This is a genomic window from Extensimonas soli (assembly GCF_029211265.1).
GTDB lineage: Bacteria > Pseudomonadota > Gammaproteobacteria > Burkholderiales > Burkholderiaceae_C > Extensimonas > Extensimonas soli.
This window is the reverse complement of the sequence record NZ_JARGEL010000021.1, coordinates 99,080-125,392: the sequence shown is the minus strand read 5'-3', so window position 1 is coordinate 125,392 and position 26,313 is coordinate 99,080. Positions and strand designations below refer to the sequence as shown.

Genomic DNA, 26,313 nt, shown 5'->3' with positions numbered 1-26,313 from the left:
CCAGCCTGACAGGATGCCAGCGCCTAAAATGCCCGTTTGCCTTGTTGCTGGCACCCTGACCGTCGCTTTTTATGAACCCGTTTGCCAAAGAAACCCTGCCGATCAGCCTCGAAGAAGAAATGCGGCGCAGCTACCTCGACTACGCGATGAGCGTGATCGTGGGGCGCGCCCTGCCGGATGCGCGCGACGGCCTCAAGCCCGTGCACCGGCGCGTGCTCTTCGCCATGCACGAGCTCAGCAACGACTGGAACCGGCCTTACAAAAAATCGGCGCGCATCGTCGGCGACGTGATCGGTAAATACCACCCGCACGGCGACTCTGCGGTGTACGACACCATCGTGCGCATGGCGCAGGACTTTTCACTGCGCCACATGCTCGTCGATGGCCAGGGCAACTTCGGCTCGGTCGATGGCGACAACGCGGCCGCGATGCGTTACACCGAAATCCGCCTGGCAAAAATCGCACACGAAATGCTCGCCGACATCGACAAGGAAACGGTGGATTTCGGCCCCAACTACGACGGCAGCGAAAAAGAACCGCTGGTGCTGCCGAGCAAGCTGCCCAATCTGCTCGTCAACGGCTCGGCCGGCATTGCCGTGGGCATGGCAACCAACATCCCGCCGCACAACCTGAATGAAGTGGTCGATGCCTGTCTGCACCTGCTGCAGCACCCCGAGGCCACGATCGACGAGCTGATGGAGATCATCCCCGCGCCGGACTTCCCCACCGCGGGCATCATCTACGGCATCAACGGCGTCAAAGAGGGCTACCGCACCGGGCGCGGCAGAGTGGTGATGCGCGCCAAGTGCCACTTCGAGGACATAGACCGCGGCCAGCGCCAGGCCATCGTGGTCGATGAGCTGCCCTACCAGGTCAACAAAAAGACGCTGCAAGAGCGCATGGCCGAGCTCGTGCACGAGAAAAAGCTCGAGGGCATCAGCCACATCCAGGACGAATCCGACAAATCCGGCATGCGCCTGGTGATCGAGCTCAAGCGCGGCGAAGTGCCCGAGGTGGTGCTCAACAACCTCTACAAGCAGACGCAGCTGCAGGACACCTTCGGCATCAACATGGTGGCGCTGGTCGACGGCCAGCCGCGGTTGTGCAACCTCAAGGACCTGGTGCAGGTCTTTTTGCAGCACCGCCGCGAAGTGGTCACGCGCCGCACGGTGTTCGAGCTGCGCAAGGCGCGCGAGCGCGGCCACGTGCTCGAAGGGCTGGCCGTGGCGCTCGCAAACATCGACGAGTTCATCCGCATCATCCGCGAGTCGCCCACGCCGCCCGTGGCCAAGAGCGAACTCATGGCGCGCAGCTGGGACAGCCAGCTCGTGCGCCAGATGCTCACGCGCGCCCGCGAAGACGGCAGCGTGGTGAACGCCGACGACTACCGCCCCGAAGGGCTGGAGCGCGCCTTCGGCATGCAGGCCGACGGCCTGTACCGCCTGTCGGAGACGCAGGCGCAGGAAATCCTGCAAATGCGCCTGCAGCGCCTCACGGGCCTCGAGCAAGACAAGATCGTGGCCGAATACAAGGAAGTGATGGCGGCGATCGAAGACCTGCTCGACATCCTCGCCCGGCCCGAGCGCGTCTCGGCCATCATGGCCGAAGAACTCACGGCGCTCAAGCAGGAGTTCGGCCAGACCAAGCTCGGCGCGCGCCGCAGCGTGATCGAATACAGCGCGCAAGACCTCTCGACCGAAGACCTGATCACGCCCACCGACATGGTGGTCACGCTGAGCCATGCGGGCTACATCAAGGCGCAGCCGCTGTCGGAATACCGCGCACAAAAACGCGGCGGGCGCGGCAAGCTGGCCACGGCGACCAAAGAGGACGACTGGATAGACCAGCTCTTCATCGCCAACACGCACGACTACATCCTGTGCTTTTCCAACCGCGGGCGGCTGTATTGGCTCAAGGTGTGGGAAGCGCCCACAGGCTCGCGCGGCTCGCGCGGGCGGCCCATCGTGAACATGTTTCCGCTCGCCGAGGGCGAGAAAATCACCGTCGTGTTGCCGCTCACGGGCGAGGCGCGCAGCTTCCCCGAAGACCGCTATGTGTTCATGGCCACGAGCATGGGGACCGTGAAGAAAACCGCGCTGCCTGAATTCAGCAACCCGCGCAAGGCCGGCATCATCGCCGTTGATCTGGACGAGGGCGACTATCTGATCGGCGCGGCGCTCACCGACGGCAAGCACGACGTGATGCTGTTTTCCGACGGCGGCAAGGCCGTGCGCTTCGACGAAAACGACGTGCGCCCCATGGGCCGCAACGCGCGCGGCGTGCGCGGCATGCAGCTCGAGGAAGGCCAGCGCGTGATCGCCATGCTCGTGGCCGAGGACGAAACGCAAAGCGTGCTCACCGCCACCGAAAACGGCTACGGCAAGCGCACGCCGATCACCGAATACACGCGCCACGGCCGCGGCACCAAGGGCATGATCGCGATCCAGCAAAGCGAGCGCAACGGCAAGGTCGTGGCCGCGACGCTGGTGCACCCCGACGACGAGATCATGCTCATCACCGACACCGGCGTGCTCGTGCGCACGCGCGTCGCCGAAATCCGCGAACTCGGCCGCGCCACGCAGGGCGTGACGCTGATCGCGCTCGACGAAGGCGCCCAGCTCATAGGCCTGCAGCGCATCGTCGAAAACGACGCACAGGCCGGTGGCGGCGATGCCGCAGACGCCGACGATGCAGACGTGGGCGAGGATTCCGTTTGAGGCCTATGCTATTGAATGATGAGCTGCTTGCGCTTGATACATCTGCGCTAATGCCCTGTTTTTCTTATAAACCATGAAGCGCCCTTACAACTTTTCCGCCGGCCCCGCAACCATGCCCGTCGAGGTGCTCGAGCAGGCCGCGGCCGAGATGCTCGATTGGCACGGCTGCGGCATGGGCGTGATGGAGATGAGCCACCGCGGCAAGGAGTTCATCTCTATCTACGAGCAGGCCGAGGCCGATCTGCGCGCCCTGCTCGCCGTGCCCGCGCACTTTCGCATCCTGTTCATGCAGGGCGGCGGACTCGGGCAGAACGCCATCGTGCCGCTGAACCTCTCGCGCGCCGGCGTGGTGGACTTCGTCGTCACGGGCAGCTGGAGCCAGAAGTCCGAGCGCGAGGCGCACAAGTACGCGAGCGAAGTGAACATCGTCGCCTCGGGCGCAGACAGCGGCTTCACCACCGTGCCGCCACCCGCGAGCTGGGAGCTGAGCCGCGGCGCGAGCTACGTGCACCTGTGCAGCAACGAGACCATCCACGGCGTGGAGTTTCACACCTTGCCCGATTTGCGCCAGCTCGGCAGCGAGGCGCCGCTGGTGATCGACTTTTCCTCGCACGTGGCCTCGCGCAGCGTCGATTGGTCGCGCGTCGGGCTCGCCTTTGCGGGCGCGCAGAAAAACCTCGGCCCCGCGGGCTTGACCATCGTGGTGGTGCGCGAAGACCTGCTGGGCCATGCGCTGCCCGTGTGCCCGAGCGCCTTCGACTTGCGCAACGTGGCCGAGCACCAGTCGATGTTCAACACCCCGCCGACCTGGGGCATTTACGTCGCGGGGCTGGTGTTCCAGTGGATTTCGCGCCAGCGCGAAGGCGCGCTCAGTGGCGTGGCTGCGCTCGAGCAGCGCAACATCGCCAAGGCCGCGCTGCTCTACGACGCCATCGACCGCTCGCAGCTGTACTACAACAAAGTCGCGCCGCACTGCCGCTCGCGCATGAACATCCCCTTCTTCCTGCGCGAAGAAAGCCGCAACGAGGCCTTTTTGGCCGGCGCGCGCGCCCACGGTCTGCTGCAGCTCAAAGGCCACAAATCGGTGGGCGGCATGCGCGCGAGCCTCTACAACGCCATGCCACTCGAAGGCGTGCAGGCGCTGGTGGGCTACATGCAAGAATTCGAACGCACACAAGCCTGAACGCCTGAACCTGAAGCCCGCGCAGAGAGCGCCTGAGCCTGCCGGCACGCCCTTTTCCATTCCATGACCGAACCCCAAGCTTCCCCTGAACTCGCGCCGCTGCGCGCGCAGATCGACGCCATAGACCAGGAACTGCTCTCCTTGCTGAACCGCCGCGCGCTCGTGGCCGAGCAGGTCGGTGAAGTCAAAAAACGCGAAGGCACGCCGTTTTTCCGCCCCGACCGCGTGGCGCAGGTCATCGAGAAGATGCAAAACGCCAACCCCGGTCCGCTCAAAGGGCCGCACGTGGCGGCTATCTGGCGCGAGATCATGTCCGCCTGCCTCGCGCTCGAAGCGCCGCAGCGCGTGGCCGTGCTCGGCCCCGAAGGCACCTTCTGCGAACAGGCCGCGATCGAATTCTTCGGCGGCGCGGCCGACCTGATGTATTGCGCCACCTTCGACGAAGTGTTCCACGCCACGGCCGCGGGCAGCGCGCAATTCGGCGTCGTGGGTGTGGAAAACTCCACCGAAGGCGTGGTCGCGCGCTCGCTCGACCTGTTCTTGCACTCGCCCACGCACATCGTCGGCGAGGTCAGCCTGCTGGTGCGGCACAACCTCATGCGCACGCTCAATTCGCTCGACGGCATCGAAGCCGTGCTCGCGCACCCGCAGGCGCTCGCGCAGTGCCACGCCTGGCTCGCCAAGCACCTGCCGCACGCCGAACGCCGCCCTGTGGCAAGCAACGCCGAGGGCGCGCGCCTGGCCAGCACCAACCCGGCCTGGGCCGCGCTCTCGAGCGAGCGCGCGGCTGCGCAGTTTGGCCTGCACATCGTCGCGCACGCGATCCAGGACGACGCCTACAACCGCACGCGCTTTGCCGTGATCTGCCTGCCGCACACGCTCGCAACCCCGGTGCCTTCGGGCAAGGACTGCACCAGCCTGGTCGTCTCGGTGCCCAACCGTCCGGGCGCAGTGCACGACCTGCTCGTGCCGCTCAAGACGCACGGTGTCTCGATGACGCGCTTCGAATCGCGCCCCGCGCGCACAGGGCATTGGGAGTATTACTTCTACATCGACCTCGACGGCCATCCGTCGCAGCCGCATGTGGCGCGCGCACTCGAAGAACTGCGCGGGCTCTGCGCGTTCTACAAGATGCTCGGCGCTTACCCCGTGGCCGCGTGAGGAGCAGCGATGTTTGAGCAACTAGGCCTGATCGGCTGCGGCCTCATGGGCGGATCGTTAGCGCTGGCCCTCAAGCAGGCGGGCCTCGTGCGGCGCGTGGTCGGCTACAGCAAATCACCCTCGACCACCGAGCGCGCGCGCGAGCTCGGCGTGATCGACGTCGCGGCGCCCTCGGCGCTGCTCGCCGCTGCCGGCGCCGACCTGGTGCTGCTGGCCGTGCCCGTGGCCGCGACCGAAGCCACCCTCAAGTCCATCAAGCACCTGGTCACACGCGACATGCTGGTCATGGACGTGGGCTCGACCAAGAACGACGTGGTGCAGGCCGCGCGCACTGCGCTGGGCAGCCAGATCGGCTCCTTTGTGCCCGCACACCCGGTCACGGGGCGCGAGGTCGCCGGCGTGGAGTTTGCCGACGCGCAGCTCTACCGCGGCTGCCAGGTCGTGCTCACGCCCACCGAGCGCACCCTGGGCGCACAACTGCGCAAAGCAGAGCAGCTTTGGCAGGCGCTGGGCTGCAAAGTCCGGCAAATGTCGCCCGAGACGCACGACCAGGCCTTCGCCGCCGTGAGCCACCTGCCGCATTTGCTCGCGTTTGCGTTCATGCAAAGCATTTGCGGACAGGCCGAGGGCGACACCTTTCTTGCGCTCGCAGGGCCGGGGTTTCGCGACTTCACGCGCATCGCTGCGGGCGAGCCGAAGATGTGGCGCGACATTCTGCTCGCCAATCGAGAGCATGTGCTGGAGCAGTCGCAGCATTTTCAACAGGCGCTGCACACCTTCGAGCAGGCCATGCGCACAGGCGACGCGCAGGCCCTCGAAGACATGCTCACGCTCGCGAGCGGCGCGCGCGCGCACTGGCGCATGGGCGCCGACCGCACGCTGGGCACCACCACCCCTTTGCTTTGACACTCAGGTTTGACACCGCGCCGATGTACGCCACCGCCTTCCTCGATCTGCCGCCGCTCGCCACCGCAGGCGGCACCGTGCAACTGCCGGGCTCCAAGAGCATCTCCAACCGCGTGCTGCTGCTTGCCGCACTGAGCGAGGGCACGACCACCATTGACGACCTGCTCGACTCGGACGACACGCGCGTCATGCTGGCTTCGCTGCGCGACATCGGCTGCACGGTCGAGCCGGGTGAGCAGGCGCACAGCGTGCGCATCACCGGGCTGGGCGCACGTGCGCCGCGTTCGCCGGCGCGGCTTTTTCTGGGCAACGCGGGCACGGCCATGCGCCCGCTCACGGCGGCGCTGGCGCTGCTCGGCGGCCAATTCGAGCTCTACGGCGTGGCGCGCATGCACGAGCGCCCCATCGGCGACCTGGTCGATGCGCTGCGCCAGCTCGGCTGCCGCATCACCTGTCTCGGCAACGAGGGCTACCCGCCGCTGCGCATCGAGCACGCGGATGGCCTGCCCGCGCTCGCGCTGCAGGCGCCGATCCGCGTGCGCGGCGATGTCTCCAGCCAGTTCCTCACGGCCCTGCTCATGGCGCTGCCGCTCGTTGCCACGCAGCAGGACGTGCACGTCGAGGTGCTGGGCGAGCTGATTTCCAAACCCTACATTGCGATCACGCTGCAGCTGCTCGCGCGCTTCGGCATCGAGGTGGCGCATGAAAACTGGCAGCGCTTCACCATCCCCGCCGGCAACCGCTACCGCTCGCCGGGCAAGATCCACGTCGAGGCCGACGCCTCGTCTGCCAGCTATTTCATAGCACTTGGCGCAATCGCAGCAAGCGCTGAGGGGCAAAACGGCATCAAAATCCTGGGGCTGGGCCTGAATTCGATCCAAGGTGACATCCGTTTTGTCGAGGCCGCGCGCGCCATGGGTGCGCAGGTCACGGGCGGGCCCAACTGGCTGCAGGTGCAGCGCGGCCGCTGGCCCTTGCAGGCGCTGGACCTGGACTGCAACCACATCCCTGACGCGGCCATGACGCTCGCCGTGATGGCGCTCTACGCCGAGGGCACGACCACCTTGCGCAACATCGCGAGCTGGCGCGTCAAAGAAACCGACCGCCTCGCGGCGATGGCCACCGAGCTGCGCAAGCTCGGCGCGCAGGTCGAAGAAGGCGCCGACTTCCTGCGCATCACCCCGCCCGCCCGCGCGGCCGACTGGCGTGCCGCAAGCATCCACACCTACGACGACCACCGCGTGGCCATGTGCTTTGCCCTCGCGGCCTTCAACCCGGCGCGCCTGCCCGTGCGCATCGAAGACCCCAAGTGCGTGGCCAAGACCTTTCCTGATTATTTCGAGGCGCTGTTCTCCGTCGTGCAGACCGCGCCCCAGCACATCCCCGTACTCTGCATCGACGGCCCCACGGCCTCGGGCAAGGGCACGGTGGCGGCGCTGCTCGCGCAGCGCCTGGGCTACCACTTTCTCGACTCGGGCGCGATGTACCGCATTGCGGCACTCGCGGCGCTGCGCGCCGGCCTCACCATCGCCGAGGTGCACGAAGCGCGCATCGCCGAGCTTGCGCGCCAGTTGCCCGTGCGCTTCGAAGGCGCCCGCGTGCTGCTGGGCGCCGACGACGTGAGCGACGCCATCCGCACCGAAGACGCCGGCATGAATGCCTCGCGCGTCTCGGCCCTGCCCGCGGTGCGCCAGGCGCTGGTGGCGCTGCAACACGGCTTCAGACGCCTGCCGGGCCTCGTGGCAGACGGGCGCGACATGGGCACCGTGATCTTCCCCGACGCGCCGCTCAAGGTCTTTTTGACCGCAAGCGCTCAGCAACGCGCCGAAAGGCGCTATAACCAATTGATTTCTAAAGGCTTTTGTGCTAACATCGCCGACCTTCGCGCCGACCTCGAGGCGCGCGACGCACGCGACAGCACGCGCAGCGTTGCGCCCATGCAGCCGGCGCAGGATGCCCTGCTGCTGGACAACTCCCACTTGACGATAGAGCAAACCGTCGAACAGGTGTTGGCCTGGTGGCAGGAGCGTCAGCCCTTCGCGCCCCGCGCGCCGGGCTGATTTCGTACCACGCCGCCGCGCCAGCTGCGGTGTGGGCCCATTGTTTCTCAACCCGCGGCCATGCCGCACAACGACCGCAAGCAGCCCTAAAAACGGCAGCAATGGTGCTGACGGAAACCTGTTTGCGGCAAGGAAACCCATGTCTGAATCTTTTGCCGCCCTGTTCGAAGAATCCCTGCAGCGTACCGAAATGCGACCGGGCGAAGTCATCCCCGCCGAAGTCGTGCGCGTGGAACACAACTTCGTGGTCGTCAACGCCGGCCTGAAGTCCGAAGCCTACATTCCCATTGAAGAGTTCAAGAACGATCAGGGCGAAATCGATGTCGAACCCGGGCAATTCGTGCCCGTGGCCATCAGCTCCATCGAAAACGGCTACGGCGACACCATCCTCTCGCGCGACACCGCCAAGCGCCTGGCCTCGTGGATGAGCCTCGAAAAAGCCCTGGAATCTGGCGAATTCGTCTCCGGCACCACCTCCGGCAAGGTCAAGGGCGGCCTCACCGTCATGGTCAACGGCATCCGCGCCTTCCTGCCCGGCTCGCTGATCGACACGCGCCCCGTCAAAGACCTCACTCCGTACGAAAACAAGACCATGGAGTTCAAGGTCATCAAGCTCGACCGCAAGCGCAACAACGTGGTGCTGAGCCGCCGCGCCGTGGTCGAAGCCTCCATGGGCGAAGAGCGCGCCAAGCTGATGGAAACGCTCAAGGAAGGCGCCATCGTGCACGGCGTGGTCAAGAACATCACCGAATACGGCGCCTTCGTCGATCTGGGCGGCATCGACGGCCTGCTGCACATCACCGACATGGCGTGGCGCCGCGTGCGCCACCCGAGCGAAGTGGTGCAGCCGGGTCAGGAAATCACCGCCAAGGTGCTCAAGTTCGACACCGAGAAAAACCGCGTCAGCCTGGGCCTCAAGCAAATGGGCGACGACCCGTGGATGGGTGTATCGCGCCGCTACCCGGCCGGCACGCGCCTGTTCGGCAAGGTCACCAACATCGCCGACTACGGCGCCTTCGTCGAGCTCGAACCCGGCATCGAAGGCCTGGTGCACGTCTCTGAAATGGACTGGACCAACAAGAACATCGCACCGTCCAAGATCGTCTCCCTGGGCGACGAGGTGGAAGTCATGGTGCTCGAGATCGACGAGGACAAGCGCCGCATCAGCCTGGGCATGAAGCAGTGCCGTGCCAACCCCTGGCAGGAATTCGCGCAGAACACCAAGCGCGGCGACCGCGTCAAGGGCCCGATCAAGTCCATTACCGACTTCGGCGTGTTCGTCGGCCTGGCCGCGGGCATCGACGGCCTGGTGCACCTGTCCGACCTGTCCTGGAACGAGCCCGGCGAAGCCGCCGTGCGCAACTACAAGAAGGGCCAGGAAGTCGAAGCCGTCGTGCTGGCCGTCGATGTGGAGCGCGAGCGCATCAGCCTGGGCATCAAGCAGCTCGACCAGGACCCGTTCACCACCTTCGTGACCGTCAACGACAAGGGCCAGACCGTGTCCGGCAAGGTCAAGTCGGTCGACGCCAAGGGCGCCGAAATCGATCTGGGGCAGGACATCGTCGGCTACCTGCGTGCTTCCGAAATCTCGCGCGACCGCGTCGATGACGCACGCAACGTGCTCAAGGAAGGCGACGAAGTCACGGCCATCATCACCAACATCGACCGCAAGACCCGCAACATCCAGCTGTCGATCCGGCAAAAAGACGCGGCCGACCAGCAGGAAGCCATGCACAGCCTGTCGCAGCAATCGGCACGCGAAAGCGCCGGCACGACCAGCCTGGGCGCCCTGCTGCGCGCCAAGCTCGATACCGCCGAGAAGTAAGCCGTAGGTGGCATGCGGGCGATTTCGCCTGCATGCCCTTTTTCACCGAACGGGCGCCGAGTGCGCCCGTTCGTTTCTTTTCCATCCTCACCCACAAAGCCCCGCCATGACCCGATCAGACCTCGTCGAAGCCCTGGCCGAGCGCTTCGAACAATTGACGCAGCGTGACGCCGAACAGGCCGTGAAGACCATTCTCGACGCCCTCGGTGAAGCGATGGTGCGTGGGCAGCGCGTCGAAATCCGCGGCTTTGGCAGCTTTTTTGTGAACCACCTGCCGGCGCGCACGGGGCGCAACCCGCGCAGCGGCGCTGCCGTGGCCATTCCCGAGCGCCGCGTGCCGCGCTTCAAGTCCGGTAAGGCCTTGCGCGAGGCCGTGGACCAGCGACCGGCTGCCGCGCAGCACGGCGAGGCGGCGCCAATAAGCTCCTAAAAAAGTAGCCCGTCGCGCTGACGTGATGCGATGGGGCGCCGCACATTCCCTGCATTCACGTGCTGCGTGACTGCACACCGCCTTCTACAATCGCTGCTCCATCGGAGAGGCCCATGAAATACGTTCTGTGGCTGCTCAAGGCAGCCATATTTTTCACCTTGTTCGCGTTCGCGCTGAACAACCAGCAAGATGCCACTGTGCATTTCTTCTTCGGCATGGAGTGGCGCGCTCCGCTGGTGCTGGTGGTGCTGGCGGCGTTCGCCCTGGGGCTTCTGGCTGGCATGCTCGTGATGGTGCCGCGCTGGTGGAAGCACCGCAACGCGGCACGCCGTGCCGAAAAGCAGAGGGTGGAGAGCCAACCCGCCCCCGAAGCTGCTACCGCTGCCGCACCAAGCGTCCCGGCCGTTCCCTCTTCTGCGGCAGAAATGCCACCTTTCCATGGAATTTGACCTCAGCTGGCTGCTGCTGGGTCTGCCGCTGGCCTTCATGCTGGGCTGGGTGGCCTCGCGCATAGACCTGCGGCAGTTGCGCACCGAAAACCGCAGTGCCCCCAAGGCGTACTTCAAAGGGCTCAACTTTCTGCTCAACGAGCAGCAGGACCAGGCCATCGATGCCTTCATCGAAGCCGTACAGAACGACCCCGACACTTCCGAACTGCACTTTGCCCTGGGCAACCTGTTTCGCCGCCGCGGCGAGTACGACCGCGCTGTGCGCGTGCACGAGCACCTCATCGCGCGCGGCGATCTGAGCCAAGGCGACCGCGAACGCGCGCAGTACGCGCTGGCGCTGGACTTCCTCAAGGCCGGGCTGCTCGACCGCGCCGAAGCCGCCCTGCTGCCGCTCGAGGGCACGCCCTTCGAGGAGCAGGCACGCCTGGCCCTGCTCGCGCTCTACGAACGCTCACGCGACTGGCCGCAGGCCGCCACGATCGCGCACAAGCTGCATGCAGCCGGGCACGGCGACTTCAGCGCGCGGCTTGCGCATTACCTGTGCGAACAGGCACAGACGCGCCACGCCGCGGGTGACACCGCGGCCGCGCTGGCGCTGCTCGAGCAGGCCGTGGCCACCGCGCCCGATGCACCGCGCCCGCGCCTGGAGCTCGCCCGCCTGCAACAAGCGCAAGGACGCAGCGCCGCGGCGCTCACCAGCTTGCAAACCCTCGCCGAACGCGCGCCGGCCGCGCTGCCCTTGGCAGCCTCCTTGCTGGCCGAGGCGGCGCAAGCCGCGGGCCAGGCGCCGCAGGCGCTCGCCCTGCTGCACACCCACTATGTCGCAGCGCCTGCGCTGGACCTGCTGCAGACCATCGTCACGCTCGAGGCGGCGCAATCCGGCAACCCACAGGCGACGCAGCAGTGGTGGATCAAACACCTCGACAAGGAGCTGTCCCTCGTCGCCGCAGCGCAATGGCTGGCCAAGGAAAAGTTCGAGCACGAGGAATTTCACCCGCAGGTGCAGCGCGCGCTCGACCACGCAACCAAGCCGCTGCTGCGCTACCGCTGCGCCGCCTGCGGCTTCGAAGCGCGCCAGCATTTCTGGCACTGCCCGGGCTGCCAGTCCTGGGACAGCTACCCGCCGCGGCGCGTCGAGGAACTGTGAATCCTGCCAACGAAGTGACGCGAGGAAAGCACCCATCATGTTGCAGCGCATCCTGTCCACGTGCATTCTGTTGTATGCCCTGCTGAGCCTTGGCGCGACTGCGGCATTTGCCGCCGACGCGGGCCCTGTGGAGCTCAACCGTGCCAGCGTGGCCGAACTCGACGGCCTCAAGGGCATAGGCCCGGCATTGTCGCGGCGCATCCTCGAGGCGCGCGACCAGGCGCCATTTCAAGACTGGAGCGACTTTCTCAGCCGCGTTTCCGGCGTGGGTCCGCGCTCGGCAGCACGGCTCTCGGCGGAGGGCCTGACGGTCAATGGCCAGCCTTTCGATGCCGCGCAAGGAAAGCCCACGCGCAGCAAAAAGCGGGCGACCGAAGAGCCGCCGGCTCAGTGAGCAAAATCAGCTTTGCGGCCGGATGTGCTGCGTGGCCTCGTCCTCCACGCGCTGCCAGATTTCCACGGCGATCGGGTTGTTGCTCTCTTCGAGGATGTGGCCGACGAGGCCGATGGCGCGCGCAAACACGCCGATGCCGCGCACGATTTTCCACGGCAGGCCCAGCTCGCAGCAGATCGCACCGATGGCACCCGTTGCGTTCACGGGCAGCGATTTGCCCGCGGCACGCTCGGCTTCGGCGCAGATCAATTGCTCGAGGCGGATGTAGTCACCCGAAAAGCCGTTGTCCTTGGCGATCTGGAACAGGCGCGGCGCGCGCGGATCGACGGGTTTGTGCAGCGGGTGGCCCAGGCCCGGAATGATCTGCCCGCGCGCCCGGTAGGCGGCCACGGTGTCGACGGCGATGCGTTCGAGGTCTGCGCCCTGGGTGCCGGGCGGCAGCGCTTCATAAAGCATCTTGGCCGTGCCTTCGGTGCTGCCCACGAACACGCTGCCCAGGCCGCACAGGCCGGCGGCCACGGCGGCCTGCAGGGCTTCGGGCGCACCGGCATAGGTCAGGCGCGCCGCCAATGCGCTCGGCGTGATGCCGTGCTCGACCAGCGTGACCGCGACGGCGTTGAACACGTTGGACTCCTGCGGCGTGGGCATGCGGCCGAGGATCTGCAAAAAGGCCATGTCGCCCAGGTGAATGCGCCCCAGCAATTCGTCGGGCAGGCTTTTGCCACGCACTTCGATACGGTCGGGCGTGCTCCAGGCGATATCGGAGCGGATGGGTTTGCTTTTGCGGGCCATGGGGAAACTCCTGGTTCGGGCTATGTGAATGAAAAATCCCGTGGGGAATATGGTCTTCGGACTGGCGTGGGCCGGCTTTCAGCCAAGCAATCCAGCATCGCGCAGCACGCCGCGGGCGCGCTGGTAAACGGGCAAGTCCACCATCTGGCCATCCACGGCCACGGCCGCGCCGCCGGCCGCATCGAAAGCCGCACACACGCGCTGCGCCCAGGCGACGCGTTCGGCGCTCGGGGCGAACACGGCGCGCACGGTGGCGATCTGCTGCGGGTGGATGCACAGCTTGGCGCCAAAACCCTGACGGCGCGAGCGCTCGGCGTCTTTTTGCAGGCGCGGCAGGTCGTGGATCGCGGTGCTCACGCCATCTATGGGCGCGACCAGGCCGGCCAGCCGCGAAGCGAGCACGAGCTGCGCGCGAAACGGCAGCAGTTCGATTTCTTCGCCCTCGGGCGCGCAGTCTATGCCCAGATCGAGCGCCAGATCGACGCTGCCGAAAGCCAGCCGCACCACGCCGGGCACGCGCGCGACCTGCGCCGTCTCGTGCACGCCGCGTGCCGACTCGATGATGGGGATGACGTCCTTGAACGTGGTTTCGACCACCGCGCAGACCTCGTCTATGCCCTCGGCCTTGGGCAGCATGATGCTGTCCACGCCAGGGTGGCGACACAGTTCGAGGTCGTCCTCGAACCAGGGCGTGCCCGCGGCGTTGATGCGCACGAGCAAAACCGCCCCGGAGCCAGCGCCTTGCGCGGGCGCCGGGGCTGCGGCTTGGTCGAGCACCTGGGCCAGCGCCTCGCGGGCGCGCGGCTTGGCTTCGGGGGCGACGGCGTCTTCAAGGTCGACGATCACCACATCGGCACCGCTCGCACGCGCCTTGGCGATGCGCTCGGGCCGGTCTGCGGGCACGAACAGGTAGGTGCGCGGCAGCGCCGGCGGCAATGCGGGGGCGGCGCTGCTCATGCTGCGGGGGTCAGCCAGCGGCCGATGTGCGGTGCGTCTGCAATGGCCCAGATGCGCGCGATCAGCGCCTGCATCTCCTGCACGCTCGCGGCTTTGCCGTAAGCGGCCAGGCGCTGGGCCTTGTCTTCGAGTTCGGGGCGCGTGAGCGTGTTGCCCGGGTCGCCCTTGGGTTCATCGACGCGCGCGCTCAGCGTGCGGCCGTCGCGCGTTTGGACCAGCACCTTGCCGATCCAGCGCTGCGGGTAGGCGCCGTCGACCTCGGGGTCGAGCTCCATGCGTACACGGTCGCGGAACGCAGCCACGCGCGGCGCCAGAAAGTGCTGCTCGAACTCGTTGAGGCCGGCATAGCCGTATTCGGCCACCAGCCCGAGCACGGTGCCCATGGAAAACTTGCCCTGGTGCACCGTGCTGGGTACCGTGACGCGGCCGAGCACGTCGATCGCGCCCTGGTGCACGAGCGTGGTCACGCTCGCGATGTCGTCGGCCTGCAGGCCGTGCGTTTGCATCAGACTGAGCAAGGCGTCGGCACTCGGGTGCGTGTGGCGGCACGAGGCGTGGAACTTGAACGAGGTTTCTGCCGTGGCCCAGCGCGTGCCCAGCCGGTCGGTGAGGCGCGCGGGATCGGCGTCGCTCGACGTGCCGGCGGCCATGCCTTGCGGGCCTTCGAGGATTTGCCGTGCGCCCGTCAGGCCCGCGCGTGCCAGGTAGGCCGAAGCGAGGCCGCACGAGGCTGCATGCGCCGTGTGCAACTGCTTGGAATCGGCCGCGTCGCGCAAAAACTCCCACAGGCCCGCGGCCTGCGTGCCCGCGCTGCCGAAGGCGTGCAGCATGGTCGCGGCGTCGAGCCCGAGCAGGCGCCCGGCAGCGGCGGCCGCGGCGAGCGTGCCCGCCGTGGCCGTGGTGTGGAAGATGCGGTAGTGCGAGCGCCCGAGGAATTCGCCCACGCGGATGCCGACTTCGTAGCCCGCCACCACGGCGGTGAGGAATGCGCGCCCGCTCGCGCCCAGCTCCTGCGCCACGGCGAGCGCCGCCGGAAACACCACGGCCGCGGGGTGGAACACCGAGCCGTTGTGCACGTCGTCCTGCTCGGCGTAGTGCGAGGCCGCGGCGTTGACCATGGCGGCGAAATGCGGCGAGGTCATGCGGCGCGAGATCAGCACCTCGGCGCTGCCATCGGCGGGCCCCATGGCGCGGGCATAGCTTTCGATGGCCTCGACGGGACGCGCGCCCTTGCCCGCGAGGGCCGAGGCGAACCAGTCGAGGAACAGGTCTTCGGTGCGGCGCAGCACCGCAGCGGGAATGGCGTCGAACTGCAGGCCCGCGGCGAAGGCGGCCAGCGTGGCGCTCGGGGTGGCGTTTTCAGTCATGGAATCTGTCGTTCTACACAATGGCTTGCGCTCTTAGATGGCCTTGGCGGCGCGCAGACGCGCGACATCGGCATCGGCAAAGCCGAGTTCGCCAAGGATGGCCGCGGTGTGCGCGCCCAGCGCCGGCACCGGCCCCATGGGCGGCGGCTCGCTGCCCTGCAGGTGGTGCGGCGGATAGAGCGCGGGCAGCGGACCGGCGGGCGAATCGATCTGTGTCCAGCGCCCGCGCGCAGCGAGCTGCGGGTGCTGCCAGAGGTCGGCGATTTCGTTGAGCTGGCCGTTGGCGATCTGCGCGGCGTCGAGGCGCTCGACGAGCTGCGCCGCCGTGAGCGTGGCGCAGACCTGCTCTATCACCACGCGCAGCTGCTCGCGCTCGGCCAGGCGCTTGGCGTTGCCGAGGTAGGGCTGCACCAGGTTGGGGCGCAGCAGGACTTTTTCACAGAAGGTAGTCCACTCGCGGTCATGCTGCACGGCGAGCACGACCTGCTTGCCGTCGCCGCAGGTAAAAGGGCCATAAGGGTAGATGGAGGCGTGCGCGGCGCCGGCACGCACCGGCGGCGGCTGGCCGTCTATGGTGTAGTACAGCGGATAACCCATCCACTCGGCCATGGCTTCGAGCATGGAGATTTCGATCTGCCGCCCCTGGCCCGTGCGCCCGCGCTCGAGCAGGGCCGCGAGGATGCTGCTGTAGGCGTACATGCCGGCGGCGATGTCGGCAATCGACAGGCCCGCCTTGCTCGGGTGTTCGGGCGTGCCGGTGATGGAGACGAAGCCCGATTCGCTTTGGATCAGCAGGTCGTAGGCCTTTTTTTCGGTGTAGGGGCCGCCGTCGCCATAGCCCGAAATGCCGCACACGACGATGCGCGGGTTCACCGCGGCAAGCCGGGCGTGATCGAGCCCCATGCGCGCAGCCGCGCCCGGCGCGAGGTTTTGCACCAGCACGTCGGCACGCTCCAGCAGCTTTTGCAGGATGGCGCGGCCCTCGGGGTGCTTGAGGTCCAGCGTCAGGCTCTCTTTGGAGCGGTTGCACCAGACGAAGTGCGAGGCCAGGCCGTGCGTGCGGCTGTCGTAGGCGCGCGCAAAGTCGCCCTCGCCGGGGCGTTCGACCTTGATCACGCGCGCGCCGAGGTCGGCGAGCTGGCGTGTGCAAAACGGTGCGGCAATTGCGTGCTCGAGCGTGACGACGAGCATTCCTTCCAAAGGACGCATGAGGACTCCCCTCAGAAAGAACGCGGCAGCCCGAGCACGTGTTCGGCCACGTAGCTCAGCACCAGGTTGGTGGAGATCGGCGCGACCTGGTACAGGCGCGTTTCGCGGAACTTGCGCTCCACGTCGTATTCGCAGGCAAAGCCGAAGCCGCCGTGCGTCTGGATCGCGGTGTTCGCAGCCTCCCAAGAGGCCTTGGCGGCAAGGTATTTGGCCATGTTGGCTTCGGCGCCGCAGGACTGGTGCGCGTCGAACAGCTCGCAGGCACGCCAGCGCATGAGGTCGGCGGCTTCGGTTTCGATGTGCGCCTCGGCAATCGGGAATTGCACGCCCTGGTTCTGGCCTATGGGGCGATCGAACACGCGGCGCTCGCGCGCATAGCGGGCGCTGCGCTCGACGAACCAGCGCGCGTCGCCTATGCACTCGGCGGCGATCAGCGTGCGCTCGGCGTTCAGGCCGTCGAGGATGTATTTGAAGCCCTGCCCTTCCTGGCCGATGAGGTTTTCTTCGGGGATTTCGAGGTTGTCGAAAAAGAGCTCGTTGGTCTCGTGGTTGACCATGTTGCGGATCGGCTTCACGGTGAGGCCCTTGCCGATCGCCTCGTGCAAATCGACGATGAAGATCGACATGCCCTCGGACTTGCGCTTGACGTCCTTGAGCGGCGTGGTGCGCGCAAGCAGAATCATCAGGTCAGAGTGCTGAATGCGCGAGATCCACACCTTCTGGCCATTGACCACGTAGCGGTCGCCCTGCTTGGTCGCCGTGGTCTTGATTTTGGTGGTGTCGGTGCCGGTGGTCGGCTCGGTCACGCCCATGGATTGCAGGCGCAGCGCGCCGCTTGCGATCTTGGGCAGGTAGCGGCGCTTTTGCTCGGGCGAGCCGTGGCGCAGCAAGGTGCCCATGTTGTACATCTGGCCGTGGCAGGCGCCAGCGTTGCCGCCGCAGCGGTTGACTTCCTCCATGACCACCGAGGCCTCTGCCAGCCCGAGCCCCGCGCCGCCGTATTCCTGTGGAATCATCACGGCAAGCCAGCCGGCCTGCGTGAGCGCATCGACGAATTCCTCGGGGTAGCCGCGGGCCTCGTCGATTTTGCGAAAGTATTCGTCAGGAAAGCGCTTGAAAAGATCGCGCAGCGCGGCGCGCAACTCGGGGTAGCGTTCGGTGGTGGTCATCTTGGGGAAGCAAAAATAGACGAAGGACGGGGAGTGTGTGATGGGGGCCAGAAGTTTGCTAGATTTTGAACAAAAAAACCTTCCAGCGCCCGCCCATCAAGCGCAAGCAGCTATCTAAAAAATAGCTACTGAGATCAACGGAACTTGCTGAAGTCGGGCTTGCGTTTTTCGAGGAAGGCGCTCGCGCCTTCTTGCTGCTCGCCGGTGCTGAAGTAGTTCGGGGCGACTTCCTTGATCAGCTCGTTCATGTCGCGCTTCAGGATGGGCTCCATGTGGTGGTAGAACGAGCGCTTGACGATTTTGAGGCAGGTGGGCGAAAGCGAGAGGTATTCCTCGCAGACCTTCTGCACTTCTTCGTCGAGCTTGGCCATGGGTACCACGGCGTTCGCCAGACCCCAATCGTAAGCCTGCTGCGCGGTGTAGCGGCGGCACAGCATCCACAGCTCGCGCGCGCGTTTGTGGCCGAGCACATTGGCCGCGTGCGACACGATGTAGCCGCCGGCAGGCGAGCCCACGCGCGGTCCGTTCTGGCCGAAGATGGCGTGCTCGGCCGCAATCGTGTAATCGCAGAAATAGGCAATGTGGTGCCCGGCGCCGATCGCATAGCCATTGACACGCGCAATCACGGGCTTGGGGCACTCGGCGATCTGACGGTTGAAATTGAAGTCCAGGTCCTGCAGGCCGCTTTTGCCACCCGTGCCCTTTTCCCAGTTCACGTCACCGCCCACGCAGAATGCACGCTCGCCAGTGCCTGTGAGCACGATCACGCCCACCTTGGGATCGGCCGCGGCCTGGGCCAGCAGGCTTTCCATTTCCTTGATGTTGTCTCCCGTGAACGCATTGAGCGTCTTGGGGCGGTTGATGGTGATCGTGGCGACGTAATTTTTGACGTCGTACATGATTTCTTTGTCGCTCATGGTGCTTCCTTGATAGTGAGGTTGGCTAGGGTAAAAAAGGAGAAAAAAATTCCGGCGGATCGCGCACGGCGCGCATCACTGCGTCTGCGCGGCGCGCCGGCGCGCGAATTCGAAGAACCAGTCAAGGCTCGCGGAATTGGCGAGCGCGTCGCGGTTCACGACTTTTTCGAGCGGGTGCCCAAGCAGCAGCTTTTTGATCGGCAGTTCGAGCTTTTTGCCCGTGAGCGTGCGCGGCACCTCGGGAACGACAAACACCTCGTCGGGCACATGGCGCGGCGAAACGGAGGTGCGGATGGCATTTTTGATGCGGTCGATCAGTCCCTGGTCCAGCGTGGCTCCCGGGCGCAGCACGACGAACATCGGCATGTAGCTCTCGCGCCCCAGGTATTCGAGGTCCACGACCAGGCTGTCGAGCACTTCGGGCAGCGCCTCGACCACGCTGTAGATGTCGCTCGTGCCCATGCGCACGCCGTGGCGGTTGATGGTGGTGTCGCTGCGGCCGTAAATGATGGCGCCGCCGCGCGGCGTGATGCGGATCCAGTCGCCATGGCGCCACACGCCAGGGAACATGTCGAAATAGCTGTCGAGGTAGCGCTTGTGGCCAGGGTCGTTCCAGAAATACAGCGGCATCGAAGGCATGGGCGCGGTGCAGACCAGCTCGCCCACCTCGTCGAGCACGGGCTGGCCCTGCTCGTTGAAAGCCTCCACGCGCGCCCCCAGGCAGCGACCCTGCATCTCGCCGATATACACGGGCAGTGTAGGCACGCCACCGACGAAGGCGCCGGCAAAGTCGGTGCCACCCGAGATCGGGTTGATCCAGACTTCGCGCCCCAAACGATCGGCAAGCCAGTGGTAGCTTTCGGGTGCGAGCGGCGAGCCGGTCGAGCCCACGCCACGCAAGGAGCGTAGATCGGCGATGTTTTGCGGCTCCACACCCTGCTTTTGGCAGGCGGCAAAAAACGCCGCGCTCGCGCCGAGAAAGTGCAGGCCCACGTCGCCGGCAAAGCGCCACAGGGTCCCATAGTCGGGCCAGGCGGGGTTGCCGTCGTACACGCAGGCCGTTGCACCCACGAGCAAGCCGCCGATCTGGCAGTTCCACATGACCCAGCCTGTGGTCGAAAACCAGTGGAAGTTGTCCTCGGGCCCGAGGTCGTTGTGCAGGCGCATGAGCTTGACCTGTTCGAGCACGATGCCGCCGTGGCCGTGCACGATGGGTTTGGGCAGGCCCGTGGTGCCCGAGGAATAGACGATCCACAGCGGATGCTCGAAGGGCAGCGAGGCGATCTGCAACTCGGCCGGCTTGGCCAGGGTTTCGCTCCAAAGTACGGCGTTGCGCAAGCCGTCAGGGCGCGCGTTCGCGTCCAGGTAAGGCAGGAAGATGCAGCGCTGCACGCTCGGCAGGCCCTCGAGCAGCATGGCCACGGTGTCGCTGCGCTCGTACCTGCGCCCACCCCATTGGTAGCCATCGACGGCAATCAACACTTTGGGCTCGATCTGGCGGAAGCGGTCGAGCACCGTGGGCGCGCCCATGTCGGGCGAGCACACCGACCAGATCGCACCGACCGACACCACGGCCAGAAAGGCCACCATGGTCTGCGGAATGTTGGGCAGGTAGGCGGCCACGCGGTCGCCGGGCTGTACGCCCGCTTCACGCAGCCACTGCGCAAGCGCCGCGACTTGCTCTTGCAGCGTGCGCCAGGACATTTCGGAGCGCTCGCCCGCCTCGTTGCGAAACACGATCGCCGGCCGCGCATCGGTGGCGTGGCGGAATACCTGGCGCGCGTAATTGGTGCGCGCGCCGACGAACCACTGCGCGCCGGGCATCTTGCGCTCGGTCAGCACCTGACCGTTCCAGTTCTCGAGCGGCAGATCGAAATACTCGACGATCGCGCTCCAGAAGCCCTCAAGGTCATCGACCGACCACTGCCACAGAGCGGCGTAGTCGGCAAAGCGCAAGCCTTTTTCGCGCTCCAGCCATTGCTGAAAGCGCGTGAGCTCGGCCTTGGCCACGCGCTCAGGCGAGGGTGTCCACAGAATCTCTGGCGTTTCGCTGCTCATCGTGTCATTGCTCCGTTTTTTGTGTCGCACTCCGCAGCCGCACCACGCCGGCCGCGGCCAGGCGCTCGATCTCGGGTTGTGCATAACCCAATTCGCTGAGCACGGCCACGGTGTGCTGGCCCAACGCGGGCGGCGGCGCCATGGTGCCCAGTTTGCGCATGCCCGCTGTGGGCTGCGCCGGGAAAGGGATCAGGGGGTAACCCGGCATTAGCGGATGCTGCACAAAACGCCCTGCGAGCACCGGGTCGGCCATGGCTTGCGTGACGGTATTCACCGGGCCGCAGGGAATGTCGGCAGCGTCGAAGGCGGCCACCCACTCGTGCGCCGGGCGGGTGCGGAAGATCGCTTCGAGTTCGGCGAGCATCTCTTTGCGGTGGCGGATGCGCTCGGTATTGTTGTGATAGCGCTCGTCGCTGAGCCACTCGGGCTTTTCGAGCACTGCGCAGAAACGCTGGAAGGCTCCTTGGTTGACCACCGAGACGCTGAACCAGGCGCCGTCGGCTGCGCAAAAATGCCGGCTCGGCACGGCGATCGGCAGGTTCACCGAGCGTACGGGCTCACGCTGCGTCACGGCGAGCTCGCCGAACTTGTTGGCCATGATGTTGAGCATGGTGTCGGCCAGCGAGAGCTCCACGCGCTGGCCTTCACCAGTCTTTTGCCAGTGCATCACGGCCGTGAGCACGCCAAGCGCGCCGCACATGCCCGAGACCACGTCGATCACGGGCAAGCCTATGCGTATGGGCGGATCACCCTCCTCCCCGCTCGCGTAAAAGGCGCCGGCCATGCCCTGCACCACGCTGTCCACGGAGGGGCGCAGCCGATAGTCGGTCTGCTCGCCAAAGGCGCTCACCATGTAGTAGATGATGCCTGGATGGATGGCGCGCACGTCCTCATAGGTCAGCCCCTGCTTTTCAGCGAAGTCGGGGCGGAAGTTGTGCACCAGCACGTGCGCCTGGCGGATCAGGCGGTGCAACACCTCGCGCCCCTCGGGCTTGCGCAGGTCGAGCGCGATGGATTCCTTGCCGCGGTTGCAGTTGACGAAGGTGACGCTGTCCTCGCCATAAAAAGGCGGGCCGAAATGCCGCCCCTCTTCGCCGGCCAATGCCTCGACCTTGATGACGCGCGCGCCGAGGTCCGCCAGCACCATCGCAGCGTAGGGGCCGGCGATCAGGCGCGAAAGATCCAGGACGGTGATGCCGTGCAAAACACCTTGCATGTGCTGGCCCGCCTTATTTTTTGTTGCGATCGAAAAAGGCGGCGATGCCCGCACGGTGTTCGGGCGTATCTTCGAGCACGGCCATGTGCGACGACACCATGTCGAGGTGCGTGGCCAGCGCCATGGTCTGGCTCTGGTAGACGGCGCGACGGAAAAAGCGCACGGCCTGCTGCGACTTGGAGGCGATGGTGCGCGCAAGCTCGTAAGTGGCGGGCAGCAGCTGCACATCGGGCACGGCGCGGTTCACCATGCCGATGCGCTCGGCCTCTTCGGCGCCCACCACGCGCCCGGTCCAGAACAGCTCGAGCGCGCGCGCCGTGCCTATGAGGCGCGGCAAAAACCACGCGCCGGCGTCGCCCGCCATGAGGCCGATGTTGATGTAGCTCTCGGCCAGCGTGGCCGAGCTCGCCATGATGCGGATGTCGCACATCAGTGCCATGTCGCAGCCTGCGCCACGCGCCGCGCCGTTGATCGCGGCGATCACAGGCTTTTCCATGCGCTCGAGCGTCAGCGCGATGCGGTGCACATGGCGGTAGAGAAAATCCTTGCGCGCCATGCTGTCCATGCCGCTGAACTTGGCCATCTCGGCAAAATCACCACCCGCGCAAAATGCGCGCCCTGCGCCCGTGACGACAATGACCTTGACGCGCTCGTCGGCCTCCGCCGACTCGAGTGCCGCACGCCAGGCATCGACCATGTCCATGTCGAAGGCGTTGAGCTGGTCGGGTCGGTTGAGTGTGAGCGTGCCTATGCCGTCGGCATCGGTGCTGAACAGAATCGGGGCTTGGGCGGACATGATGGGCTTTCGGTGGCGCGTGCAGAGTGAAAAACGAAACGACCAAGACACCCGGCTGGCATGCACTGCATGGAATGTGCCTTTGCGCAGACCGGGAGCCGCTATGTTAGCAGAACAGTTGTTAGTTAGGCTCCCGCCTTCCTTCGCCAAAAAGCGAAGGAAGGATGAGGCAAACCACTGGCTGAGAGGCTGAGAGTTTTCGGCAGCGGCCGAAAAACTCTCAGCTGCTCAGCTTTCCGATGCGTATAGGTGCCGGTATTGGTCGCGCAGCGGGTGCTTTTGCACCTTGCCGGTCGATGTCATGGGCAGCGCATCGACGATGCGGATCGCCTTGGGCACCTCGAATGCGCCCAGGTGCTCCTTGCAGTGCGCGATCAGCGTGGCTTCATCGATCTGCGCGCCGGGCTTGAGCGTGACAAAAGCCGTCACGGCCTCGATCCAGCGCTGGTGCGGCAGGCCCACGGCAGCGGCATTGGCCACGGCGGGGTGGCGCAGCAGCACGGCCTCGACCTTGACCGAGGGCACGTTTTCGCCGCCGGTCTTGATCATGTCCTTTTTGCGGTCGCGGAACATCATCTGCCCGTCGATCCACATACCCAGGTCGCCCGTGTGGTGCCAGCCGAAGGCGCGCGCCTCGGCCGTGGCTTCGGGGTTTTTGTAGTAGCCCTCCATGACGTTCGGGCCGCGGTGCACGATCTCGCCGACCTCGTTGGGGCCGAGGATGGTGCCTTGGTCGTCCATCACGGCGGTGTCGTTGATCAGCGCGCTCACACCCCAATAGGAGCCGAAGCGCCGCAGCTGCTCTTCGGGGCGGAATGACAAGGTCAGCGGATACATCTCGGTCTGGCCCGTGCCGAGCGCGTAGTTCGGGCAGATTTCTGCTATCAAGCGCCGCAGCAGCGTCTCGGGCATGGGCGCCATCGCATAGACGCACATGCGCAGACTGGAAAGATCCCGCCCCGGCCGCGAGGGATGGTCGAGGATCGCCTGGTGCATCAGCGGCAGACCGACCAAAAAAGTCACGCGCTCATTCTCTATCGCATCGAGCACGGCACCGGGATCGAAGGCGCGCATCACGATCACTGTGCCCCCCGCAGCCAGCACGCCGCACATCAGCGTGTGCTGCGCGCAGTGGAACAGCGGCAGCACGGCGATGTTCACGGCATCGCGCCACAGGCCGAATTCGATCGCGTTGTTCATCGCCGCCATGACGACCGACAGATGGCTTTGCATCACCCCTTTGGGGCGACCCGTGGTGCCGCTCGTGTACATGATCTGCGCGACATCGCGGTCGTGAATCTCCACTTCTGTTTCGATAGCTGATTGCGCAGCAATGGTGGGCGCAAAGGCCGAAAATGATCCTGAACCTTCGCCTTCCAGTATCCAGCCGCGGCCGGGCTGCGCCTCGAGCGCGGCACGCACTTCAGGGCGCGCGAACAGGGCCGCATCGACGAGCGCGAAGCGCGCCTCGGAGTGCTCGATGACGTAGTTCACATCGTCCAGGCCCAGGCCGGTGTTGATCGGCACCCAGATCAGACCCGCGCGGTGGATGCCGAACATGGCCACGAGGAATTCGAGCGAGTTGTTGCACAGTGTGGCCACACGATCGCCGCGCGTGAGACCCGCGGCCAGCAACGCGTTGGCACAGCGCGTGACCTGTTCGTTGAACTCGCCGTAGCTCATACGCTGCTTGCCGAGCACGAACATGGTTTTGTGCGGATCGCGTGCCGCCGAGCGGCGCAGAAAATCGCCTATCGCCACGCGCGCAATCGCGCCCGGCGGCAGCACGCCTTGCGTGACGGGCGTGCAAGGGGAGGTGGAAGCGGCCATGGTTTTGTCTCCTTGGTATAGATTGAGGTTGGGGATGACTGCTTCCTGCTTACTCTTGCTCCCACTTCCAGTCTTTGTACATCTCGCGCAGCTTGGTCTTGAGGAATTTGCCCGTCGAAGTGCGCGGGATTTCTTTGACGAATTCGAAGGCGTCCGGCAACTGCCATTTGGCATAGGTCTTGGCCAGGTGTTCGCGCAGTTCGTCCGCCGACGCGCTATGGCCGGGGCGCAGCACCACCACGGCGAGCGGGCGCTCGGCCCAGCGGGGATGCGGCACGGCGATCACGGCGGCCTCGAGCACGGCGGGGTGCCCCATGAGGTTGTTTTCGAGATCGACCGAACTGATCCACTCGCCACCGGACTTGATCAGGTCTTTGGTGCGGTCGGTGAGTTGCAAAAAGCCCTCGGGGTCTATGGTGCCCACGTCGCCGGTGCGCAGCCAGCCGTCGGTGGTGAAGTTGGCTTCGCTCACGGGCATTTCGTGGTAGCTGCCCGTGATCCAGGGGCCGCGCACCTGGATTTCGCCGACCGACTTGCCGTCCCACGGCACCTCGCCCTCGTCGCCGACGAGGCGGATGTCCACGAGCGGCGCCGCCATGCCCTGCTTGATGCGGTAAGCGTATTGCTGGTCCTTGGGCAGCGCCTGCATCCACGGTTTGAGCGCCGAAACGGTGCCCAGCGGCGAGGTTTCGGTCATGCCCCAGGCCGTGCCGACCACCAGGCCAAACTCATCAAACCCGCGGAACAAGGTTTCGGGCGCCGCCGAGCCGCCCACGAGCATGCGCATGCCCGGCACCAGGTCGTATTTGCCGGGGTTGGTGCGCAAGGTCTGCAGCAGGGAGAGCCAGATCGTGGGCACACCGCCCGTCACCGTGACGCGCTCGCGCTGGTACAGGTCGAGCAGCGATTCCGAATCGAGATGCGGCCCCGGGAACACCTGTTTCGCGCCCATGAACGTGGCAATGAAGGGCAGGCCCCAGGCGTTGGCGTGGAACATGGGCACCACTGGCACCACCACATCGCCGCCCGAGATGCTGATCCCTCCCGGCAAGGCCGCGACGAGGGAGTGCAACACCGTGGAGCGGTGCGAATACACGACGCCCTTGGGGTTGCCCGTGGTGCCCGAGGTGTAGCACATGCCGCAGGGAGCGTTTTCATCGAGTTCGACGTAATGGAAGTCACCCGTAGCCGCGCCGATGAACTTTTCATAGTCTTCGTAGGGCGCGGGTACGGGCTGGCCCGTAAGCGGCACGACGATGATGCGCTCGAAATTCACGTCCTTGGCAAACTGGGCGAGCAGCGGCAGCAGCACGTCATCGACGAGCAGAAAACGATCCTTCGCGTGGTTCACGATGAAGGCGATGTCGTGCGGGAACAGGCGCAGGTTCAGGTTGTGCATCACCGCACCCGCGGCCGGAATGCCGAAGTAGCACTCGAGGTGCGCATAGTGGTTCCACATCAGCGTGGCCACGCGATCGCCAGGCTGGATGCCCGCCTTGACCAGCACCTCGGCGAGCGCCTTGGCGCGACGGTGGAAGTCTGCGTAAGTGTGGCGATGCAGCGACTTGTCCGGCAGGCGCGAAACGATCTCTGTTTTGCCATGGTAGGTGCCCGCGCGCTCCAGAAAATGGTTGAGCGAAATGGGCACTTGCATCATCGTCGAGGGGATGCTGGACTTTTGCATTTTGTCTCCTTTGTCTATGGATCAATAAGGCCGCAGTAGCGGCGGG

The 26,313-nt window shown here is 65.8% G+C and carries 21 protein-coding genes; 10 read left to right on the top strand and 11 right to left on the bottom strand.

Annotated features, from left to right (window positions below):
• The first annotated feature begins 71 nt into the window (after nucleotides 1-71).
• The 10 genes from gyrA to PYV55_RS09880 all read left to right on the top strand — a co-directional run bounded on the left by gyrA (nucleotide 72) and on the right by PYV55_RS09880 (nucleotide 12,272).
• Nucleotides 72-2,717, top strand: a complete 2,646-nt coding sequence (gyrA, locus tag PYV55_RS09925) for a DNA gyrase subunit A (protein ID WP_275850555.1) — start codon at nucleotides 72-74, stop codon at nucleotides 2,715-2,717.
• Between the two features lie 73 nt (nucleotides 2,718-2,790).
• Nucleotides 2,791-3,900 carry a 3-phosphoserine/phosphohydroxythreonine transaminase gene (gene serC, locus PYV55_RS09920; RefSeq protein ID WP_275850554.1) on the top strand — a complete coding sequence of 370 codons (1,110 nt, stop codon included), beginning with the start codon at nucleotides 2,791-2,793 and terminating at the stop codon, nucleotides 3,898-3,900.
• Nucleotides 3,901-3,963: 63 nt separating this feature from the next.
• Nucleotides 3,964-5,061 (top strand): prephenate dehydratase, encoded by a 1,098-nt coding sequence (gene pheA / locus PYV55_RS09915; protein ID WP_275850553.1) that lies wholly within the window; start codon nucleotides 3,964-3,966, stop codon nucleotides 5,059-5,061.
• Between the two features lie 9 nt (nucleotides 5,062-5,070).
• On the top strand, nucleotides 5,071-5,967 hold the full coding sequence (locus PYV55_RS09910; protein ID WP_275850552.1) for a prephenate dehydrogenase: 897 nt from the start codon (nucleotides 5,071-5,073) through the stop codon (nucleotides 5,965-5,967).
• Nucleotides 5,968-5,990: 23 nt separating this feature from the next.
• The gene (locus tag PYV55_RS09905) at nucleotides 5,991-8,027 is read left to right on the top strand and encodes a bifunctional 3-phosphoshikimate 1-carboxyvinyltransferase/cytidylate kinase (RefSeq protein ID WP_275850551.1); all 2,037 of its coding nucleotides are present in this window, start codon (nucleotides 5,991-5,993) and stop codon (nucleotides 8,025-8,027) included.
• A gap of 118 nt (nucleotides 8,028-8,145) precedes the next feature.
• Nucleotides 8,146-9,852 carry a 30S ribosomal protein S1 gene (gene rpsA, locus PYV55_RS09900; protein ID WP_275850612.1) on the top strand — a complete coding sequence of 569 codons (1,707 nt, stop codon included), beginning with the start codon at nucleotides 8,146-8,148 and terminating at the stop codon, nucleotides 9,850-9,852.
• Nucleotides 9,853-9,958: 106 nt separating this feature from the next.
• Nucleotides 9,959-10,282 carry an integration host factor subunit beta gene (locus PYV55_RS09895; RefSeq protein ID WP_275850550.1) on the top strand — a complete coding sequence of 108 codons (324 nt, stop codon included), beginning with the start codon at nucleotides 9,959-9,961 and terminating at the stop codon, nucleotides 10,280-10,282.
• 113 nt (nucleotides 10,283-10,395) lie between these two features.
• On the top strand, nucleotides 10,396-10,731 hold the full coding sequence (locus PYV55_RS09890; RefSeq protein WP_275850549.1) for a LapA family protein: 336 nt from the start codon (nucleotides 10,396-10,398) through the stop codon (nucleotides 10,729-10,731).
• Nucleotides 10,721-11,878, top strand: coding sequence for a lipopolysaccharide assembly protein LapB (gene lapB / locus PYV55_RS09885; RefSeq protein WP_275850548.1), 1,158 nt, complete (start codon nucleotides 10,721-10,723; stop codon nucleotides 11,876-11,878). Before PYV55_RS09890 ends, lapB begins: the two co-directional genes overlap by 11 nt.
• Nucleotides 11,879-11,915: 37 nt before the next feature.
• On the top strand, nucleotides 11,916-12,272 hold the full coding sequence (locus PYV55_RS09880) for a ComEA family DNA-binding protein (protein ID WP_275850547.1): 357 nt from the start codon (nucleotides 11,916-11,918) through the stop codon (nucleotides 12,270-12,272).
• Between the two features lie 6 nt (nucleotides 12,273-12,278).
• Here PYV55_RS09880 and PYV55_RS09875 read toward each other — a convergent pair whose 3' ends face one another.
• The 11 genes from PYV55_RS09875 to PYV55_RS09825 all read right to left on the bottom strand — a co-directional run bounded on the left by PYV55_RS09875 (nucleotide 12,279) and on the right by PYV55_RS09825 (nucleotide 26,267).
• Nucleotides 12,279-13,064 carry a citryl-CoA lyase gene (locus PYV55_RS09875; protein WP_275850546.1) on the bottom strand — a complete coding sequence of 262 codons (786 nt, stop codon included), beginning with the start codon at nucleotides 13,062-13,064 and terminating at the stop codon, nucleotides 12,279-12,281.
• A gap of 78 nt (nucleotides 13,065-13,142) precedes the next feature.
• Nucleotides 13,143-14,021, bottom strand: a complete 879-nt coding sequence (locus PYV55_RS09870) for an HpcH/HpaI aldolase/citrate lyase family protein (RefSeq protein ID WP_275850545.1) — start codon at nucleotides 14,019-14,021, stop codon at nucleotides 13,143-13,145.
• A complete protein-coding gene (locus PYV55_RS09865) occupies nucleotides 14,018-15,388 on the bottom strand; it encodes an MmgE/PrpD family protein (protein WP_275850544.1) in 1,371 nt (456 codons plus the stop codon). The genes PYV55_RS09870 and PYV55_RS09865 overlap by 4 nt, the downstream gene beginning before the upstream one ends.
• Before the next feature lie 33 nt (nucleotides 15,389-15,421).
• On the bottom strand, nucleotides 15,422-16,597 hold the full coding sequence (locus tag PYV55_RS09860; protein WP_275850543.1) for a CaiB/BaiF CoA transferase family protein: 1,176 nt from the start codon (nucleotides 16,595-16,597) through the stop codon (nucleotides 15,422-15,424).
• Between the two features lie 11 nt (nucleotides 16,598-16,608).
• Nucleotides 16,609-17,766 (bottom strand): acyl-CoA dehydrogenase family protein, encoded by a 1,158-nt coding sequence (locus PYV55_RS09855; protein ID WP_275850542.1) that lies wholly within the window; start codon nucleotides 17,764-17,766, stop codon nucleotides 16,609-16,611.
• A 134-nt stretch (nucleotides 17,767-17,900) separates the two neighbouring features.
• Nucleotides 17,901-18,683, bottom strand: a complete 783-nt coding sequence (locus PYV55_RS09850) for an enoyl-CoA hydratase-related protein (RefSeq protein ID WP_275850541.1) — start codon at nucleotides 18,681-18,683, stop codon at nucleotides 17,901-17,903.
• A 75-nt stretch (nucleotides 18,684-18,758) separates the two neighbouring features.
• Entirely contained in the window at nucleotides 18,759-20,741 is a 1,983-nt protein-coding gene (locus PYV55_RS09845; protein WP_275850540.1) for an acetoacetate--CoA ligase, read from the bottom strand.
• Between the two features lie 4 nt (nucleotides 20,742-20,745).
• Nucleotides 20,746-21,957 carry a CaiB/BaiF CoA transferase family protein gene (locus PYV55_RS09840; RefSeq protein WP_275850539.1) on the bottom strand — a complete coding sequence of 404 codons (1,212 nt, stop codon included), beginning with the start codon at nucleotides 21,955-21,957 and terminating at the stop codon, nucleotides 20,746-20,748.
• A gap of 13 nt (nucleotides 21,958-21,970) precedes the next feature.
• Nucleotides 21,971-22,753 (bottom strand): enoyl-CoA hydratase/isomerase family protein, encoded by a 783-nt coding sequence (locus tag PYV55_RS09835; protein ID WP_275850538.1) that lies wholly within the window; start codon nucleotides 22,751-22,753, stop codon nucleotides 21,971-21,973.
• A gap of 228 nt (nucleotides 22,754-22,981) precedes the next feature.
• A complete protein-coding gene (locus tag PYV55_RS09830) occupies nucleotides 22,982-24,583 on the bottom strand; it encodes an AMP-binding protein (protein ID WP_275850537.1) in 1,602 nt (533 codons plus the stop codon).
• A gap of 49 nt (nucleotides 24,584-24,632) precedes the next feature.
• Complete coding sequence (locus PYV55_RS09825; protein ID WP_275850536.1) at nucleotides 24,633-26,267, bottom strand: long-chain fatty acid--CoA ligase; 1,635 nt, start codon at nucleotides 26,265-26,267, stop codon at nucleotides 24,633-24,635.
• Nucleotides 26,268-26,313 lie beyond the last annotated feature (46 nt).

Coding starts and splice junctions, on each gene's coding strand:
- PYV55_RS09855 (WP_275850542.1), bottom strand. CDS start 17,766: ATGACCACCACCGAACGCTACCCCGAGTTGCGCGCCGCGCTGCGCGAT.
- PYV55_RS09845 (WP_275850540.1), bottom strand. CDS start 20,741: ATGAGCAGCGAAACGCCAGAGATTCTGTGGACACCCTCGCCTGAGCGC.
- PYV55_RS09910 (WP_275850552.1), top strand. CDS start 5,071: ATGTTTGAGCAACTAGGCCTGATCGGCTGCGGCCTCATGGGCGGATCG.
- PYV55_RS09850 (WP_275850541.1), bottom strand. CDS start 18,683: ATGAGCGACAAAGAAATCATGTACGACGTCAAAAATTACGTCGCCACG.
- PYV55_RS09890 (WP_275850549.1), top strand. CDS start 10,396: ATGAAATACGTTCTGTGGCTGCTCAAGGCAGCCATATTTTTCACCTTG.
- gyrA (WP_275850555.1), top strand. CDS start 72: ATGAACCCGTTTGCCAAAGAAACCCTGCCGATCAGCCTCGAAGAAGAA.
- serC (WP_275850554.1), top strand. CDS start 2,791: ATGAAGCGCCCTTACAACTTTTCCGCCGGCCCCGCAACCATGCCCGTC.
- PYV55_RS09870 (WP_275850545.1), bottom strand. CDS start 14,021: ATGAGCAGCGCCGCCCCCGCATTGCCGCCGGCGCTGCCGCGCACCTAC.
- PYV55_RS09875 (WP_275850546.1), bottom strand. CDS start 13,064: ATGGCCCGCAAAAGCAAACCCATCCGCTCCGATATCGCCTGGAGCACG.
- pheA (WP_275850553.1), top strand. CDS start 3,964: ATGACCGAACCCCAAGCTTCCCCTGAACTCGCGCCGCTGCGCGCGCAG.
- PYV55_RS09865 (WP_275850544.1), bottom strand. CDS start 15,388: ATGACTGAAAACGCCACCCCGAGCGCCACGCTGGCCGCCTTCGCCGCG.
- PYV55_RS09825 (WP_275850536.1), bottom strand. CDS start 26,267: ATGCAAAAGTCCAGCATCCCCTCGACGATGATGCAAGTGCCCATTTCG.
- PYV55_RS09830 (WP_275850537.1), bottom strand. CDS start 24,583: ATGGCCGCTTCCACCTCCCCTTGCACGCCCGTCACGCAAGGCGTGCTG.
- lapB (WP_275850548.1), top strand. CDS start 10,721: ATGGAATTTGACCTCAGCTGGCTGCTGCTGGGTCTGCCGCTGGCCTTC.
- PYV55_RS09895 (WP_275850550.1), top strand. CDS start 9,959: ATGACCCGATCAGACCTCGTCGAAGCCCTGGCCGAGCGCTTCGAACAA.
- PYV55_RS09905 (WP_275850551.1), top strand. CDS start 5,991: ATGTACGCCACCGCCTTCCTCGATCTGCCGCCGCTCGCCACCGCAGGC.
- PYV55_RS09860 (WP_275850543.1), bottom strand. CDS start 16,597: ATGCGTCCTTTGGAAGGAATGCTCGTCGTCACGCTCGAGCACGCAATT.
- PYV55_RS09840 (WP_275850539.1), bottom strand. CDS start 21,957: ATGCAAGGTGTTTTGCACGGCATCACCGTCCTGGATCTTTCGCGCCTG.
- PYV55_RS09835 (WP_275850538.1), bottom strand. CDS start 22,753: ATGTCCGCCCAAGCCCCGATTCTGTTCAGCACCGATGCCGACGGCATA.
- PYV55_RS09880 (WP_275850547.1), top strand. CDS start 11,916: ATGTTGCAGCGCATCCTGTCCACGTGCATTCTGTTGTATGCCCTGCTG.